Source organism: Scandinavium hiltneri (genome assembly GCF_024764835.1).
GTDB lineage: Bacteria > Pseudomonadota > Gammaproteobacteria > Enterobacterales > Enterobacteriaceae > Scandinavium > Scandinavium hiltneri.
The window spans coordinates 54,795-70,342 of sequence record NZ_JALIGE010000071.1; the positions used below are offsets into that span (position 1 = coordinate 54,795).

The 15,548-nt window shown below is 54.2% G+C and carries 13 protein-coding genes, 1 pseudogene and 1 riboswitch; of the genes and pseudogenes, 5 read left to right on the forward strand and 9 right to left on the reverse strand.

The window, feature by feature from the left end:
- Nucleotides 1–66: 66 nt before the first annotated feature.
- Nucleotides 67–720, reverse strand: a complete 654-nt coding sequence (gene ribB, locus MUU47_RS07510) for a 3,4-dihydroxy-2-butanone-4-phosphate synthase (RefSeq protein WP_159759954.1) — start codon at nucleotides 718–720, stop codon at nucleotides 67–69.
- A 102-nt stretch (nucleotides 721–822) separates the two neighbouring features.
- Nucleotides 823–972: riboswitch (FMN riboswitch) on the reverse strand.
- Between the two features lie 122 nt (nucleotides 973–1,094).
- On the opposite strand from ribB, the gene ubiK reads away from it, so the two are divergent.
- Nucleotides 1,095–1,385, forward strand: a complete 291-nt coding sequence (gene ubiK, locus MUU47_RS07515) for a ubiquinone biosynthesis accessory factor UbiK (RefSeq protein WP_258987561.1) — start codon at nucleotides 1,095–1,097, stop codon at nucleotides 1,383–1,385.
- A 619-nt stretch (nucleotides 1,386–2,004) separates the two neighbouring features.
- On the opposite strand, the gene MUU47_RS07520 is transcribed toward ubiK, so the two are convergent.
- The 3 genes from MUU47_RS07520 to nagE are packed head-to-tail and all read right to left on the reverse strand — an operon-like array spanning nucleotide 2,005 to nucleotide 5,081.
- Complete coding sequence (locus MUU47_RS07520; RefSeq protein WP_258987562.1) at nucleotides 2,005–2,661, reverse strand: hypothetical protein; 657 nt, start codon at nucleotides 2,659–2,661, stop codon at nucleotides 2,005–2,007.
- A 39-nt stretch (nucleotides 2,662–2,700) separates the two neighbouring features.
- A complete protein-coding gene (locus MUU47_RS07525; protein WP_258987563.1) occupies nucleotides 2,701–3,630 on the reverse strand; it encodes a DUF7916 family protein in 930 nt (309 codons plus the stop codon).
- 11 nt (nucleotides 3,631–3,641) lie between these two features.
- Nucleotides 3,642–5,081, reverse strand: a complete 1,440-nt coding sequence (gene nagE / locus MUU47_RS07530; RefSeq protein WP_258987564.1) for an N-acetylglucosamine-specific PTS transporter subunit IIBC — start codon at nucleotides 5,079–5,081, stop codon at nucleotides 3,642–3,644.
- Between the two features lie 192 nt (nucleotides 5,082–5,273).
- On the opposite strand from nagE, the gene MUU47_RS07535 reads away from it, so the two are divergent.
- A complete protein-coding gene (locus MUU47_RS07535; RefSeq protein ID WP_258987566.1) occupies nucleotides 5,274–6,023 on the forward strand; it encodes a GntR family transcriptional regulator in 750 nt (249 codons plus the stop codon).
- Nucleotides 6,024–6,074: 51 nt separating this feature from the next.
- On the opposite strand, the gene hldE is transcribed toward MUU47_RS07535, so the two are convergent.
- The 3 genes and pseudogenes from hldE to MUU47_RS07550 all read right to left on the reverse strand — a co-directional run.
- Nucleotides 6,075–7,508 carry a bifunctional D-glycero-beta-D-manno-heptose-7-phosphate kinase/D-glycero-beta-D-manno-heptose 1-phosphate adenylyltransferase HldE gene (gene hldE / locus MUU47_RS07540; protein ID WP_258987568.1) on the reverse strand — a complete coding sequence of 478 codons (1,434 nt, stop codon included), beginning with the start codon at nucleotides 7,506–7,508 and terminating at the stop codon, nucleotides 6,075–6,077.
- A 45-nt stretch (nucleotides 7,509–7,553) separates the two neighbouring features.
- Complete coding sequence (glnE, locus tag MUU47_RS07545) at nucleotides 7,554–10,394, reverse strand: bifunctional [glutamate--ammonia ligase]-adenylyl-L-tyrosine phosphorylase/[glutamate--ammonia-ligase] adenylyltransferase (protein ID WP_258987569.1); 2,841 nt, start codon at nucleotides 10,392–10,394, stop codon at nucleotides 7,554–7,556.
- A gap of 27 nt (nucleotides 10,395–10,421) precedes the next feature.
- Nucleotides 10,422–11,324: pseudogene (locus MUU47_RS07550) on the reverse strand (CYTH domain-containing protein); the annotation flags it as partial.
- 199 nt (nucleotides 11,325–11,523) lie between these two features.
- Between MUU47_RS07550 and MUU47_RS07555 the strand changes: the two are divergent.
- Both MUU47_RS07555 and MUU47_RS07560 read left to right on the forward strand, forming a co-directional pair.
- Nucleotides 11,524–12,144: a TIGR04211 family SH3 domain-containing protein gene (locus MUU47_RS07555; RefSeq protein WP_159759964.1), complete on the forward strand. Its 621-nt coding sequence runs from the start codon at nucleotides 11,524–11,526 to the stop codon at nucleotides 12,142–12,144.
- Between the two features lie 80 nt (nucleotides 12,145–12,224).
- A complete protein-coding gene (locus tag MUU47_RS07560; RefSeq protein ID WP_258987570.1) occupies nucleotides 12,225–13,463 on the forward strand; it encodes a multifunctional CCA addition/repair protein in 1,239 nt (412 codons plus the stop codon).
- On the opposite strand, the gene bacA is transcribed toward MUU47_RS07560, so the two are convergent.
- Both bacA and folB read right to left on the reverse strand, forming a co-directional pair.
- Complete coding sequence (bacA, locus tag MUU47_RS07565; RefSeq protein ID WP_258987571.1) at nucleotides 13,456–14,277, reverse strand: undecaprenyl-diphosphate phosphatase; 822 nt, start codon at nucleotides 14,275–14,277, stop codon at nucleotides 13,456–13,458. The genes MUU47_RS07560 and bacA overlap by 8 nt on opposite strands.
- A gap of 98 nt (nucleotides 14,278–14,375) precedes the next feature.
- On the reverse strand, nucleotides 14,376–14,738 hold the full coding sequence (gene folB / locus MUU47_RS07570; RefSeq protein ID WP_110510440.1) for a bifunctional dihydroneopterin aldolase/7,8-dihydroneopterin epimerase: 363 nt from the start codon (nucleotides 14,736–14,738) through the stop codon (nucleotides 14,376–14,378).
- A 107-nt stretch (nucleotides 14,739–14,845) separates the two neighbouring features.
- On the opposite strand from folB, the gene plsY reads away from it, so the two are divergent.
- The gene (gene plsY, locus MUU47_RS07575; protein ID WP_258987572.1) at nucleotides 14,846–15,460 is read left to right on the forward strand and encodes a glycerol-3-phosphate 1-O-acyltransferase PlsY; all 615 of its coding nucleotides are present in this window, start codon (nucleotides 14,846–14,848) and stop codon (nucleotides 15,458–15,460) included.
- Nucleotides 15,461–15,548: the final 88 nt, after the last annotated feature.

The window sequence follows — 15,548 nt, forward strand, 5'->3', positions numbered from 1 at the left end:
AAGCCAGATAGCAAAACGCCGGGATAATCCCGGCGTTGTCTTTTCAGATTCGCTATTCAGTGAATCTTAGCTGGCCTTACGCTCATGCTTTTGGCGGTATTCCACCAGGTCTTCAATGGTCACGACCGGCATGTTGTGTTCCGCAGCAAACTTGATGCACTCCGGCGCACGCGCCATGGTGCCATCGTCGTTGGTCAGCTCGCACAGCACGCCCGCAGGTTTGAAGCCTGCCAGCGTCACCAGATCGATAGTCGCTTCAGTGTGACCGCCGCGAGTCAGCACGCCACCCGCCTGCGCGCGCAGTGGGAACACGTGGCCTGGACGGTGCAGATCGGAAGGTTTAGCGCCGTCGGCAATCGCCGCACGAACGGTGGTGACGCGGTCAGCAGCGGAAACGCCGGTGGTCACACCGTGCGCCGCTTCGATGGTTACGGTAAAACCGGTACCGAATGCGCTGGTATTGGTTTCCACCATCATCGGCAGATCGAGCTGTTTGCGGCGCTCTTCGTTAATGCACAGGCAAACAATGCCGCTACCGTGACGGATGGTCAGCGCCATCTGCTCAACGGTCATGGTTTCGGCGGCAAAGATCATGTCGCCTTCGTTTTCGCGGTTTTCGTCATCAAGCACCATCACACCACGGCCTTCGCGCAGTGCGGACAACGCGTGTTCTACGCGTTCAAATGCAGTACCAAAAGAGGAAAGTAGCGTCTGATTCATGGTAAAAGACCTCATTAAGATTATGGTTACCAGAATCAGGGCAGTCTTAGGAGCGCCGACGAAGCGGCAAAAAGATAACGTGCGCGGGCCTTGCCCGTAGATCGTTACTCTCTCCCATCCGGACTTTAACCGTCGGCCCCGGAATTACACCGGATCTGCTGTCCTTCAGACTGACGTCCAAAGCGCTCGCGGGCTTTCAACCTGAGTTGATTTACCGCCGGTGGGGAATTTCGCCCCGCCCTGAGAATAAGCGAGATAACTATAACGCTAATGATTATTGTCGGCAATGCATAAGCTTCAAACATTTCTGGTTTATAGCCCCGGCATAAGGCACTACAATAATCTGCAAAACCGACCAGATCAGGGAAACCGTAATGATTGATCCGAAAAAAATTGAACAGATTGCCCGCCAGGTTCACGAGTCCATGCCGCAAGGTTTGCGTGATTTTGGTGATGACGTTGAGAAGAAAATCCGTCAGGTGCTGCAATCTCAGCTGACGCGTCTGGATCTGGTCAGCCGCGAAGAGTTCGACGTGCAGACTCAGGTTCTGCTGCGCACTCGCGAGAAGCTGGCCCTGCTGGAACAGCGTATCAGCGAACTGGAAAACCGCTCGACTGCCGCAGCCTCTGCTCCGGTCATTCCGCCAGTTGAAAATCTGGACTAACCCACCTTTTTTGTCTGCACTCAATACGGGCCAAAAGGCCCGTCGTCATGTTGGCGTCGCCAATAATCATCAGAAGCCGGTTATCATACAGTCGCCAAACTCCCGTCTGATTCTATCCGATAAACCCGCCGGTCGTTGTTCCGCCAGTGCAGAAAAATAGGCGCTGACTTCCTTGAGTAACGGCATTTGATTCGCATCCTCCCTATTTTGCAACCCAATAATAGGTGAAAGCCTGGCCGGGTTTTTCAGCGTCTGGTTCAGTTCAGACAGACTGGCAAAAATATGGTGCTACACTTTTTGCAATGGCATTGGTTTTTTTATGTGCATAAACATAGATTATATTTTCAACATCACCGCCATAAGTCACTAAGGATCCCGCAATGACACCAATGAACTGCTTATTAGGGTCTGCTAACCTGGCGTTAACTTAATTTTCAGAAAGTGCATGGGATAACAGGAGTTCGGAAACTTTGATTCTGACAATATATTTTGACATGCCGCTGTAAATGTTCAGCCTTTCAGTAATCCGAGTCAAACCAATAAGTGTATTACGCCCCCCTAAGTCAATATGCGAAATACTTTCTCCACATCCACCTAAAACCTTTGACAATAATGCATATTATGGCAGCAAATTTAGTTGAGTGTCATTTAAATTCAACAATATCGCGTGATTCTGCTGATCCAGACGCAATTTACCGGGAATCCCCACAGCTGCAGCAGCTTTTTGCAAACCAGGATCCATGTCCGTCAGCAGATAACAACGCTCAGTCAGGATATTCTGCCCTAATGTCGCGGCAATACTGGACATCAGTTGTTTAGCCGATATCAACGGTAAATGTGTTAAATCAGTTCCCAGTTGAAAATAGTGACATTCATTTAAACCAGTAATTTTATTTTTATCGTCAACATTAGCTGCCGTATCACGTAATGGATAGTGAGACATTCGCTTCAAAATTGCTGCATCATCTGAACCACCGGTATCTTTATTCAAATAACCGTAAACAGACTTATCCGACTCCGCCAAAATGACACTGATGTTATGCTCAACCAATTTCTTTGCTAATGCTGAAATAAGTGGCGAACGCGGTGTACCCTCCCACGGACAAGGTATATGAAACATGACGATACTATCAGCCTGAAGAGCTTTTTTCTCCAGAGCCATCTCGATAATATTTAGCAAACGCCCTGTATGTCCACCGCCTGTGGGTGAATATCCGACGACAATAAACTTAGCAGAAGGGTTTTGTTTAAATTTTCCTAAAGCATTTTTAATCACAGATATATTCCTTTATATAAGCTTGGGTGTTATCAATTATCAGCGATGAATAGACCGTGCAACACGAGTGTAAGTATGGCGGACCCCACGGATAGCAATACTGTACGCCAGGATATTTTCCGGTAACGCAATACCCATATAGCCGGTATCACCAATATGATGAAGGTCGGCACCCGCCATTTTGCTCATCAAGGCAATCTGGCGCAGAGTATTCACGTCCGCTCCCTCCTGAGAGGTCCCTATTGCCGTCATCGCTAACACGCCCTTGCGATGTGCTGATGCAATCAACGAAGCCACTTTCTGCTGGCTCATTCCCGGAACCGTTCCTGGTGCAGGTATCAGTACAATGTCGGCCCCTTGCTCTGAAAACCATGCTACATCTTCTTCGCTGATAATTGCGGCACCGCTTTCGCGTACCACTCCCGCACCATGCATTTTTCCGGTAATCACAACCGCACTGTCACCGACAGCATCACGAATTTCCGCAATCGCCAGGCCCAGCGCTCGATTACTGACACCGTTATTTGGATTACCCGTCAGCACCAGAATTTTTGCCCCCATCGCCACCATTTTGCGGGCATTTTCGGCAGTTGCGGCACGGCCTGGTTTCATTTTCCAGATATCGTCGTGAGCGCTGGTGAATTCAGGATCAACGGCTTCCAGATTGACCCCAATGATACGGCCGGTCAGTCGCTGCAACGTGTGCAGGAGCTGCTCCGGAGGCGTATTTTCCGGCATGCCCTTAATCTGAGGATTATCACTGTCAAACATATTGATCAGCAAAATATCAGCCCCCTGGGAGGCAGCCAGCTCTGCATTTGTAACATTATTGAGCAGAGGCTCCGTGATAGCGATAGTTTCACTCACCAGCACTCGTCCTTCGCTGGCGCGAATCGCGTACAAGAGCGCCGTTTTATCCATCAATACAAAATCAGAAGCACCACAGTCCAGTAAACGTTTATTGCTCATTGCGATAATCCTTATTGAGTCACTAACTCACGAATTTCATCGGCGATAATTTCTGCTTGAGTACCGACAATCACCTGCAGACCTGAATCGCCCCGCTTCACCACACCCATTGCGCCGAGTTTTTTTAATCTCGACTCCTGAATCTCGTCCATATTGACAATCTCCAGGCGCAGGCGGGTAATGCAGGCATCTATTCGTTGCAGATTATCTTTCCCCCCCAAAGCCTCAACCCAAGCGGCTGCGCGTAGTGATACGTCCTCCGTAAGCACAACAACCTCGTCATCGTCATCTTCTTCTCGTCCAGGCGTTGCAAGGCTGAAGCGGTTGATAAAAAAGCGGAACAGAAAATAGTAAATCACTGCCCAGAGCACACCGACAGGCAGCATCATCAATGGGCGGGAAGCCAAACCAAACGATAAAACGTAATCAATCAATCCGGCGGAAAAGGTAAAACCGAGCTTAATATCAAGAATCTGACAAACTGCCATCGCTACGCCGGTCAACAGCGCATGAATACCGTAGAGGAGAGGTGACAGAAACAAAAAAGTGTACTCGACAGGCTCGGTGATCCCCGTGAGGAAGGTGGTGAGTGCCAGGGAGAGAAACAGGCCGGCAACAGTCGAGCGTTTATGTTTTGGCGCCGCGTGATACATCGCCAGACAGGCAGCAGGCAAAGCAAACATAAATACCGGGAAAAAACCGGTCATAAATGCACCAGCGGAGGGATCACCCGCGAAGAAACGATGGATATCCCCCGTCACAACCGCACCGTCTGCTGCGGTAAATGAACCAAAAACAAACCAGACCAATGAGTTAACAATATGATGCAGGCCTACGACGCGGAACACCACATTAAGGATCCCGTACACAAAGGGACCTACAGGACCCGAAGCCACCAGCCAGTTACCGATAGCATTGACCCCTTGCTGCACCGGGCCCCAGGCCCAGCCCAAAACGATACCAAGCCCCAGGCAACTTAACCCTGTGGCTATCGGCACAAAGCGTTTACCACCAAAGAAAGCCAGATATTCCGGCAGCTTGATATTATGGTAGCGGTTATACAGCACACCCGCTAACAGCCCGGTAATGATCCCCGACAACACCCCCATATTGAGTTGCGGGTTAATTGCCTGCATGACTGCAGTCAGAACCAGGTAACCAATGGTCCCCGCCAGACTGGCCGCACAATGATTATCTTTCGCGAATCCCCCGCTGATGCCAATCGCAAACAGCAGTGGTAAATTTTCGAACAGCGTCTGTCCCGCTTTAGTGACAAAAACAATATTAAAAACGTCCGGTTGTCCTATCCGCAGTAATAGCCCTGCAACAGGCAAGACAGCGATCGGCAACATCAATGCCTTACCCAGTCGCTGCATGATGATGAAAAAATTCCCTTGCATACTTTTACCCTCAATTGTTGGTCTATCCATCAATGCGATACGAAAACACATTTAATGTACCATTTGTGTACCATCAATGAATGATAGACACCAAACATAAAAAGGCTCTACTTATACATGGTTGTTTTGCGATCAATCTGGCACTATTTCATACAAACGCAGTGAATTGAGGATGACAGAATGGATTCATAGGATAACAATTGGTTTATCATTAACTGAACCACCAGCTACTCCAGAGGGTCTATGCTCATCCCCCCCCTTTTCACATTTCAGCTTGATACCTCCAGCGGGATGCCGCTGTACAGGCAATTAAGAAATCACATCAAATCAGCGATTGATCGAGGGCAATTGCATCCTGGCGATGCCATTCCTTCTGAAAGAGAGCTGGTCGAAACGCTGAACATTGCCCGTGGCACGGTACGCAAGGCATTCCAGCAATTACTGGAAGAAGGGATACTGATCCGCAACCAGGGATCGGGGACTTTTATTGCCCCACATATTCGCCAGTCCCTGCCTTTTCTGGAAAGTTTCAGCGAAATGGCCACTGCCAATGGTGGTACAGCACAAAGTGAAATAGTGGGTTACCTGCGTCGGGCATCGACCCTGGAGGAACGCCAGATCCTACAAATAGTGGATGATAAAAGTGAAGTGGTTGAGCTGACACGTCTGCGGAAAATTAACGGTATCGCCGTTTCCCTTCAAACCGCGCTGATGCCAGTATTTCTGTTGGAGAAAATTAATGAGCTGGATGAATCACTGTACTTGTATCTGGAAAAGAAAGGAGCGCCGGTACTACGCGCCAGTCAACGCTTCAGTGCCGTCGCTGCGGACAGTAGACTGGCACACTATCTCAACATCAGCGAACACGGGCCGCTGCTACTGGTAACGCGTACAGGATTTTCGCACCATGATAAACCCGTGGAGTACACCCAAACCTGGTGCCTGAATGACTATTATGATTTTACGATTGAACTTCATAGAAAAGAGCAATAATTGAGAGGAAGATCCCCCGGTACGACAAGCCGTCCGGGGGTGTCGAAAAGGTTACTTTTCGCTGTCTTTCTGAATGCGCTTGATGATGTTGGTGGTTGAACAGCCATCTTCAAAGTTCAGTACCATCACTTCGCCGCCGTTCGCCCAGACTTCTTCGCTACCCGCGATTTCGTCCGGCTTGTAGTCCCCACCTTTCACCAGCAGGTCCGGCAGGATGCCCGCAATCAGACGCTGCGGGGTATCTTCTTCAAACGAGACCACCCAGTCGACGGATCCCAGCGCACCGAGCACGATCATGCGCTGATCGAGTGGATTCACCGGACGGGTTTCGCCTTTCAGACGTTTGGTAGACGCATCGCTGTTCACCGCGACAATCAAACGATCACCGAGCTTACGCGCGTTGGAGAGATAGGACACGTGACCCGCGTGCAGAATATCGAACACGCCGTTGGTCATCACGACTTTCTCGCCGCGCTTACGTGCTGCCATTACTGCCAGCTTCAGCTCGGCTTCGCCCATCACGCCGAAACCGGTGTCCGCACGACCACGCACCGCGTTTTCCAGTTCGATAGGCGAAACGGTAGACGTCCCGAGTTTGCCCACCACAACACCGGCTGCCGCGTTGGCAAAGAAACACGCTTCTTCCAGAGAATTACCCGCCGCCAGCGTTGCCGCCAGCACGCCAATCACCGTGTCACCGGCCCCGGTCACGTCGTACACTTCCTGCGCCTGCGTTGGCATGTGCAGCGGTGCTTTACCCGGCTGCAACAGGGTCATGCCCTGTTCGGAACGGGTGACCAACAGCGCCGACAGTTCGAAGTCGGCGATGATTTTCATGCCGCGCTCAACGATTTCCGCTTCGCTTTTACACTTTCCGGCGACGGCTTCAAACTCAGAGAGGTTTGGCGTCAGCAGCGTTGCGCCACGATAGCGTTCAAACTCGCTGCCTTTCGGGTCGATCAGCACCGGAACACCCGCTTTACGCGCCAGCTGAATCATATCCTGAACGCTTTCCAGTGCGCCTTTAGCGTAGTCAGACAGCACCAGCGCGCCGATGTGGCCCAGCGCCTGCTGAATACGTTCGTGCATCGGCTGTGGATCGACGCCTGCAAAGCCTTCTTCGAAGTCCAGACGAATCAGTTGCTGGTTGCGTGACAGCACGCGCAGCTTGGTGATCGTCGGATGGGTCGGTACGGAAACGAAATCGCACTTCACGTTAACGTCCGCCAGCGCTTTGCTAAGCGCACGCGCCGCATCGTCAATGCCGGTCAGTCCAACCAGACGCGAAGTGGCGCCCAACGCCGCGATGTTCATCGCCACGTTCGCCGCGCCGCCAGGGCGTTCTTCGATGGTATCCACTTTCACCACCGGCACCGGGGCTTCCGGGGAAATGCGGCTCGTTGGGCCGTACCAATAGCGATCCAGCATCACATCACCGACGACCATCACTCCTGCACGCTCAAACTCTGGCAGCGTTACTTTCATTCCAGACTCCTGAAAGATTTGTTAATTGCGCGCGATAATAACATCTCACGACACCACCAGCCACTTTAGCCAGCTCGCGCGCACCAGCTCGCGTTCCGCCGCAAAGGCCTCCGGCTCTACGTGCCCGGCCTCTTCCTGCAATGCCAGATGATGCAACGCATCGCGCAGCGTAGTGTATGCCCGGCTAAGGGCTAGCGCTTCCTGCTCGTCCATTATGTCGTTTTGTGCGAGCAGTTCGAGAATGCGCACGTTATCCGACCAGCGGGTCAGCTTCGGTTTATCGTGAGCGAAACGCAGCACCAGATACTGGGTAATAAACTCAATATCCGTAATGCCGCCTTCATCAGCTTTAATATCAAAGCGGTAGCGATGTTTGCCCCCAAGATGTGCCCGCATTTTCTCGCGCATTTCGCGGACTTCGGTTTGCAACTTTTCGCCTTCACGGGAAACGGTCAGCACGTCGCGGCGAATCGCATCAAACTGCGATTGCAGCTGCGGATCGCCGTACACCACGCGGGCGCGAACCAGCGCCTGATGCTCCCAGGTCCAGGCTTCATTATGTTGATAATCGGCGAAGGCCTCGGTGGTCGTGACCAACATACCTGCCGCGCCGGACGGACGTAAGCGAGCGTCCACTTCGTACAGGATGCCCGAGGAGGTGCGGGTGCTGAACAGATGCATGATGCGCTGAGCCAGGCGCAGATAGAACTGACGCCCGTCGATTTCACGTTCGCCATCGGTCATCACTTCCACCGGGCAGTCGTGTAAAAACACCAGATCGAGATCGGAACTGTAACCCAGCTCCCAACCGCCGAGTTTGCCGTAGCCCACTACTGCAAAACCACGCCCCTGACGCTCTGCAAGATGGCGAGGCTGTCCAAAACGGGCCACCATTTGCACCCAGGCCTGCTGAACCACCGCGTCGATCATCGCTTCCGCCAGCCAGGTTAAGTGATCGCTCACTTTCATGACCGGTAGCGTGCCAGCGATATCCGCCGCGGCAACGCGCAACAGCTGCGCCTGCTTAAACTGACGCAGCGCTTCGAGCTGCTGCTCTTCATCTTCTTCCGGCACACGCAGCAGATACTGGCGCAGTTCGTCGCGATAGGCGTCGGTAGCCGTTGGCTGGTACAGCGTGTTCGGGTCGAGCAGCTCATCCAGCAGCAGCGGATAGCGCGCCAGCTGGCTCGCCACCATCGGCGACGCGGCGCAAAGGCGAATCAGATGTTTGAGCGCACCCGGGAATTCGCTCAGCAGTTCGAGATAAGTGGTACGTGTGACGATCCCGGTAAGCAGCGGCATGATGCGCGCCAGCGGCACCGGGGCATCTTCCCGGCTGCACACGTTACTGAGCAAATGCGGCATCAGCGAATCAAGCACCTGACGCCCGCGCGGGCCGATGGTGCGTTTGTCGAGCTCTTTGCGGAAATCAGCAATCACCGCCAGCACCTGATTACGGTCGCTGTCAGTGAGATGCGTCAGCACTGGCGAGGTGTCGTCTTCCTGCAACGCATCCTGCCACAGCTCGCGCCAGTGCTCAGACAGCTGTTCATCCGCCGAGGTCTCTTCGTCATCGCCAATCAGCGCGTTGAAAATCTGCCGCACGTGGGCCATGTGCGCATCCAGGGCCTGCGTCAACGCATCCCAGTCGGCGAGGCCCATGCCCCACGCCAGTCGCGCCCGGTTCAGGTCGTCCTGCGGCAGAGTTTGCGTCTGTTCGTCATTAATGCTTTGTAGCAGGTTTTCCAGGCGGCGTAAGAACAGGTAGGCGTCATGCAGCAGTTGCGCCTCGCCTTCCGGCAAAAGATGCAGCGCATCAATAGCTTCCAGCGTTGGCAGCAAGGCGCGCCCTTGCAGTGACGGCTCACGCCCCCCGCGGATCAGCTGGAACACCTGCACGATAAATTCGATTTCGCGAATGCCACCGGCGCCGAGCTTAATATTGTCTTTCAGGCCACGACGGCGCACTTCGCGGGCGATCATGCCTTTCATATTACGCAGCGACTGGATCACGCTGAAATCGATGTAGCGGCGGAACACGAACGGACGCAGCGTCGCGCGCAGTTCGTCGACGTATACGCCTTCCCTCTCGCCCATGATCCGTGCTTTGACCATCGCATAGCGTTCCCAGTCGCGGCCCTGCTCCTGGTAATAATCTTCCAGCGCGGCGAAGCTCAACACCAGCGGCCCGCTTTCGCCAAACGGACGCAGACGCATATCCACGCGATAGACAAAACCGTCCATCGTTGGCTGATCCAGCGCCTTAATTAGCCGTTGCCCCATGCGGGTAAAGAACTGCGCGTTGTCGAGTTCACGCCGCCCGCCCTGGGTTGAGCCGTGCTCCGGCCAGGCAAAAATCAGGTCGATGTCAGAAGAAAAGTTCAGCTCACCGCCGCCGAGTTTGCCCATACCTAAAATCAGCAGCGGCTGCGGCTTGCCGTCGGCGTTGCACGGCGTGCCCCATTCCCGGCAGCAGGCGTCGTACAGCCAGTCGCGCGCGGCGACGATCAGCGTTTCAGCCAGATGACTCAACTGCTGCAAACTGCTTTCAGTGGAAATAAGAGAAAGCGCCTGCGCCCAGGCAATGCGCACCATCACGCGGCGACGGAACAGACGCAGCTCGCGCATCAGGCTATTTTCATCACTGACGTTCGCCAGCGCGTCCTGCAACCAGGCGGCGTAATGCAGCCATTCATCGGCCTGTGGCGGAGTGTTCTCCAGCTCGCTAAGCCACGCCGGATAAGCGACCAGGCTTTGGCTGATAAAATCGCTGAAGGTCATCGCCGCTTGCGCCTGCGGGCTAAGGGCGTCGGACGGGAAATCTGTCGGCAGCCGGTCGACCACCGTCTGCCAGTGCTGCTGTAACTGCAAAGAAAACGGCGTCATGATTACCTCGTTTCGCTATCGTCCGGTGACCAGAAAAGCCGTCAGCATCAGTTTGGCTTGCGCAATTTGCGGTTTAAATGCCGCATCCTTTGCGCTGGAAGCCGCAGAAATCGCGTCGCCAATTTGCGCCATTTGTTCAGCGGCCATCTCGTGCTCGCGTTGCAGGCTGGCGCGAATAAACTCCACCGCTTTCAACACTTCGGTTTTGGCTTTCGCATTGCCACGCAGCCATAGCTCTTCGTGATACTGCCAGTGGGCCAGCGCCGCTTCGAGCGCCGCGTTATCATGGTCAGTGAAATCAGCCTTTTTCATGGCACGCTCGGCATTACCCGCCGCCAGGTGATAGCCGCGCGCCGCTTTGCTCAGACTGCCCTGACGCAGCACGCCTGCAGAAAGCAGCTGTTCTGCCACGTCCAGAATGTCTTCTACATTACCGTGCAGCAGTTCCAGTTCCAGCTCGCAAATCGGCTCCTGGTGGCTTCCGGCTTTTACGTCGCCCAAATCCAATGCCAGTTCGATGCGGCTCTGGTTGTGATTCACCAGCCATTTTTCGCGATAAAAATCGGTGCTGAACAGCGGGTTCACCTGCGAAGCGAGTTCTGGTGGCAGCGTGCCTTCAGGCCAGACTTCAGCGGGCAGCTTTTCCAGCGCCAGTTCGGCTTTATCAAGGTCAATGTTGTATTCCGGGCGCGAATGCAAACCGCCCACCACTTTCCCGGCGATTTTCATCGTCATTTCATAGCGACCGTTATGGCCGCGGATCCGCAGCCCCATATCGTGGCGGCGCAGCCAGTTATCGGCGGTTTCGTAGTAAATATTGAGGAGTTGAGCGGCTGGAACATGCTCCGCGGAGAGGGCGTTGAGCTGGGTGCGCAGCGTCTCGACGCCGTCCTGCTCAACGATGAACTTCAATTCGATTTCCTGATCCATGACTGATTTCTTATGGTTGCATTGCCTGGATTGAACATTACGCCGAACTTCCGCGCATCTTTTTTGTCAGTAGAGTGTATTTCGCGGTACTTTCCCATGCAACGTCCTCCTGGAGGATTCCGATTGCCGGAGAATGCCTGGCATCGTCAGACTGATGCCATTACTATCGATTCACTTTATGACAATAACGAATGACCTGATGCCTAAATTACGCCTGATTGGATTAACTTTATTTGCACTTAGCGTTTCCGCCGTGGTTCACGCTGAAGAAACACGTTACGTCTCTGACGAACTGAACACCTGGGTACGCAGTGGCCCTGGCGATAACTATCGCCTTGCCGGTACCGTTACCGCAGGTGAAGCCGTCACTCTGCTGCAAACCAACGACGCCACCCAATATGGCCAGGTTCGCGACAGTAACGGGCGTACTGCATGGATCCCGTTAAAAGAGCTGACCAGCGAGCCGAGCTTTAAAACGCGCGTACCGGATCTGGAAAGCCAGGTCAAAACGCTGACCGATAAGCTGACCAATATCGATACCACCTGGAATCAACGCACTGCGGATATGCAGAAGAAAGTTGCCGAGAGCGACGGCGTGATTAACGGGCTGAAAGACCAAAATCAGAAGCTGAAAAATGAGCTCATCGTGGCGCAGAAAAAGGTGAGTGCCGCCAATCTGCAGCTGGATGACAAACAGCGCACCATCATTATGCAATGGTTTATGTACGGCGGCGGTGTGCTGGGCGTGGGTCTGCTCCTCGGCCTGGTTCTGCCAATGCTGGTGCCGAGCCGCAAACGCAAAGATCGCTGGATGAACTAACGCCCCACGGCGGCCCGATTAGCCATCTCCTCTACACTTACGTATTATCGTCGGATAAACAGTGAGAGGAGAAGGTTGGCGTGAAGACATATCTGGTCGGTGGTGCAGTTCGCGATGCGTTGTTAGGCCTGCCGGTCAAAGACAAAGATTGGGTCGTTGTCGGCGCTACACCGCAGCAAATGCTCGACGCGGGCTACCAGCAGGTAGGTCGCGATTTTCCTGTTTTTCTCCATCCGAAATCCCACGAAGAATACGCCCTGGCTCGCACCGAGCGAAAATCAGGTTCCGGTTACACCGGTTTTACCTGCTATGCCGCGCCAGACGTGACCCTTGAACAAGATTTACTGCGCCGTGACCTGACCGTTAACGCCCTCGCCCAGGACGATAACGGCGAGATTGTCGACCCGTATAACGGCCAACAGGACCTGCAAAACCGCCTGCTGCGCCACGTTTCCCCCGCGTTCAGTGAAGACCCTTTGCGCGTCCTGCGCGTCGCCCGTTTCGCCGCCCGCTATGCGCATTTAAGCTTCCGCATTGCTGATGAAACGATGGCGCTGATGCGCGACATGACCGCCGCAGGCGAGCTGGAACACCTCACCCCGGAACGCGTGTGGAAGGAAACCGAAAACGCACTCGGGACACGTAATCCGCAGGTTTATTTCCAGACCCTGCGCGACTGCGGCGCGTTGAAAGTGCTGTTCCCGGAAATTGATGCTCTGTACGGCGTACCCGCGCCGGCCAAGTGGCATCCTGAAATCGACACCGGCGTGCATACCCTGATGACGCTGACGATGGCCGCGATGCTGACGCCCGCACTGGACGTGCGTTTCGCCACGTTGTGCCATGACTTGGGCAAAGGACTAACGCCGAAAGAACTCTGGCCTCGTCACCACGGTCACGGTCCGGCTGGCGTTAAACTCGTGGAGCAGCTCTGCGCGCGTCTGCGCGTGCCGAATGAAATGCGCGATCTCGCGAAACTGGTCGCGGAATTCCACGACCTCATTCATACCCTGCCTATCCTCAAACCGGCGACGCTGGTGAAGCTGTTTGATTCCATCGATGCCTGGCGAAAACCGCAGCGCGTGACGCAGCTGGCGCTGACCAGCGAAGCCGACGTGCGCGGGCGTACCGGGTTTGAAGCCTGTGATTATGCGCAAGGGCGTTTACTGCTTGAAGCGTGGGAAGTGGCAAAAGCGGTACCGACCAAACCGGTCATTGATGCCGGATTTAAAGGGCCAGAAGTGCGGGAAGAACTGACGCGACACCGGATAGAGGCCGTCGCGCAGTGGAAGGAAAAACGCTGCCCGCAGGTTACATGAACACGGCGTAAACCGCGGCCGCGACGATAAAGCGGTAGATGGCGAATGGAATGAACGTGATGCGTTTGATGATATGCAGGAACGCTTTGATAGCGATCAGCGCGACCACAAACGCCGTCACGAAGCCCACGGCAAACATCGGAATGTCAGAGCTGCTCAGGAATCCGATGCTCTTGTACAGATCAAGCGCCGTGGCCCCCATCATCATTGGCACTGCCAGCAGGAAGGAAAACTCCGCCGCCGCATAGCGGCTGATGCCCAGCAGCATCCCGCCCGCAATGGTTGAACCCGAGCGAGAGAAGCCCGGCCACAGCGCCAGACACTGGAAGCAACCCACCAGAAACGCCTGACGATAAGTCATATCATCCAGACCCGCAGTGCGCGGCTCTTTCGGTTTAAAGACCTCGGCCATTATCAGCAATACGCCGCCGACAATCAGCGCGTACATCACGTTAACCGGGTTGAACAAAGACTTGATAAAATCGTGTAACACCAGGCCCAGCACCACCGCCGGGAACATCGCCAGTAGCACGTGAATAAGCGACAGACGCCCGGTGCCTTCGCCTTCATGGACCGGCGGACGACCAAAATGAATGCCGATCAGGCCAAACAGACGACGCCAGAACATCACCACAACGGCGAGGATCGATCCTAGCTGGATAACTACCTCAAACGTATTTGCCGTTTCGCCTTCGAAGCCCAGCAGGTGGCCGACGATAATCATGTGGCCGGTGCTGGAAACGGGTAAAAACTCCGTCAGTCCTTCGACAACACCCAGGATGGCCGCTACCAGCAGCGAGTGCATATCGCTCATTAATAAACCCTTAAATAATAGAAAAAAAGAAGCTGAAAATTGGAACCAGCTTTAAGACATATGTATCGGCGTTTCGTTTAACCTGGATGAATCTATTCTTACGCTTTCGGATTAGCGCCACGCTCAATGATGACGCCAACGTTGGCCGCGCGCGCCACGGCTCCGGGTTTGCTCAGCTTGATGCGTACCCACGGCGAGTTAAAGCGCGTCAGAAGGATTTCGGCGACTTCCTCCGCCACGCGTTCCACCAGCGCGAAACGTCCCCCTTCAACGTGCGCAATGACCGCTTCGCTAATATCGGCGTAGCTCAGACAATCATTAACGTCATCGCTGGCGGCGGATTTACGGTTGTCCCACGCCATTTCGATATCGAACACCAGCTTCTGTTCGATGGTCTGTTCCCAGTCGTAAACACCAATTGTGGTGATGACCGAAAGTTGCTCTATAAATACAATATCCATCACGCCCCGCCTGCTTTTTGTCCGTGCCGGATACCACTTCCGGCAAAATATGCGTATTATCCACAGATGAAGAGAATACCGATACATTTTCAAAACGGAACAGCGTTATGAGTGCAATCGAGCCTGGAATGGTCTTCCTCGCCTATCTTTGCGGCTCAATTTCCAGCGCCATTCTGGTCTGCCGCATCGCGGGTCTGCCTGACCCACGTGTAAGCGGTTCCGGTAATCCCGGAGCGACCAACGTTTTACGAATTGGCGGCAAGGGAGCAGCCGTAGCAGTACTTACCTTCGACATCCTCAAAGGCATGTTGCCGACCTGGGGTGCCTGGGCGTTGGGTTTCACCCCGTTCTGGCTCGGCCTCGTCGCCATTGCAGCATGCCTCGGCCATATCTGGCCCATTTTCTTCGGATTCCGCGGCGGGAAAGGCGTGGCCACGGCTTTCGGTGCGATTGCACCCATCGGCTGGGATCTCACCGGCGTGATGGCAGGCACCTGGCTGCTGACTATTTTGCTGAGCGGCTATTCGTCGCTGGGCGCCATCGTCAGCGCACTGGTGGCCCCGTTCTACGTGTGGTGGTTTATGCCACAGTACACCTTCCCGGTTTCTATGCTCTCGTGCCTGATCCTGCTGCGCCATCATGACAACATCCAGCGTTTATGGCGTCGTCAGGAAACCAAAATCTGGGCACGCCTGAAGCGCAAAAATAAACCGCAGGAATAGCCTTTCCTTCGCCGCCGTTCGGGCGGCGACACCCGTTATTATTATTCCTTAACATCATAAGTCTTTCCTATGACCGCGAACTTCCCCG

What these genes read in the sequence shown, in the direction of transcription:
- hldE (WP_258987568.1), bottom strand. Translation starts at nt 7,508, where the DNA reads ATGAAAGTAACGCTGCCAGAGTTTGAGCGTGCAGGAGTGATGGTCGTC.
- ribB (WP_159759954.1), bottom strand. Translation starts at nt 720, where the DNA reads ATGAATCAGACGCTACTTTCCTCTTTTGGTACTGCATTTGAACGCGTA.
- bacA (WP_258987571.1), bottom strand. Translation starts at nt 14,277, where the DNA reads ATGAGCGATATGCACTCGCTGCTGGTAGCGGCCATCCTGGGTGTTGTC.
- MUU47_RS07525 (WP_258987563.1), bottom strand. Translation starts at nt 3,630, where the DNA reads ATGAGCAATAAACGTTTACTGGACTGTGGTGCTTCTGATTTTGTATTG.
- ubiK (WP_258987561.1), top strand. Translation starts at nt 1,095, where the DNA reads ATGATTGATCCGAAAAAAATTGAACAGATTGCCCGCCAGGTTCACGAG.
- plsY (WP_258987572.1), top strand. Translation starts at nt 14,846, where the DNA reads ATGAGTGCAATCGAGCCTGGAATGGTCTTCCTCGCCTATCTTTGCGGC.
- MUU47_RS07555 (WP_159759964.1), top strand. Translation starts at nt 11,524, where the DNA reads ATGCCTAAATTACGCCTGATTGGATTAACTTTATTTGCACTTAGCGTT.
- MUU47_RS07535 (WP_258987566.1), top strand. Translation starts at nt 5,274, where the DNA reads ATGCTCATCCCCCCCCTTTTCACATTTCAGCTTGATACCTCCAGCGGG.
- glnE (WP_258987569.1), bottom strand. Translation starts at nt 10,394, where the DNA reads ATGACGCCGTTTTCTTTGCAGTTACAGCAGCACTGGCAGACGGTGGTC.
- folB (WP_110510440.1), bottom strand. Translation starts at nt 14,738, where the DNA reads ATGGATATTGTATTTATAGAGCAACTTTCGGTCATCACCACAATTGGT.
- nagE (WP_258987564.1), bottom strand. Translation starts at nt 5,081, where the DNA reads ATGTGTTTTCGTATCGCATTGATGGATAGACCAACAATTGAGGGTAAA.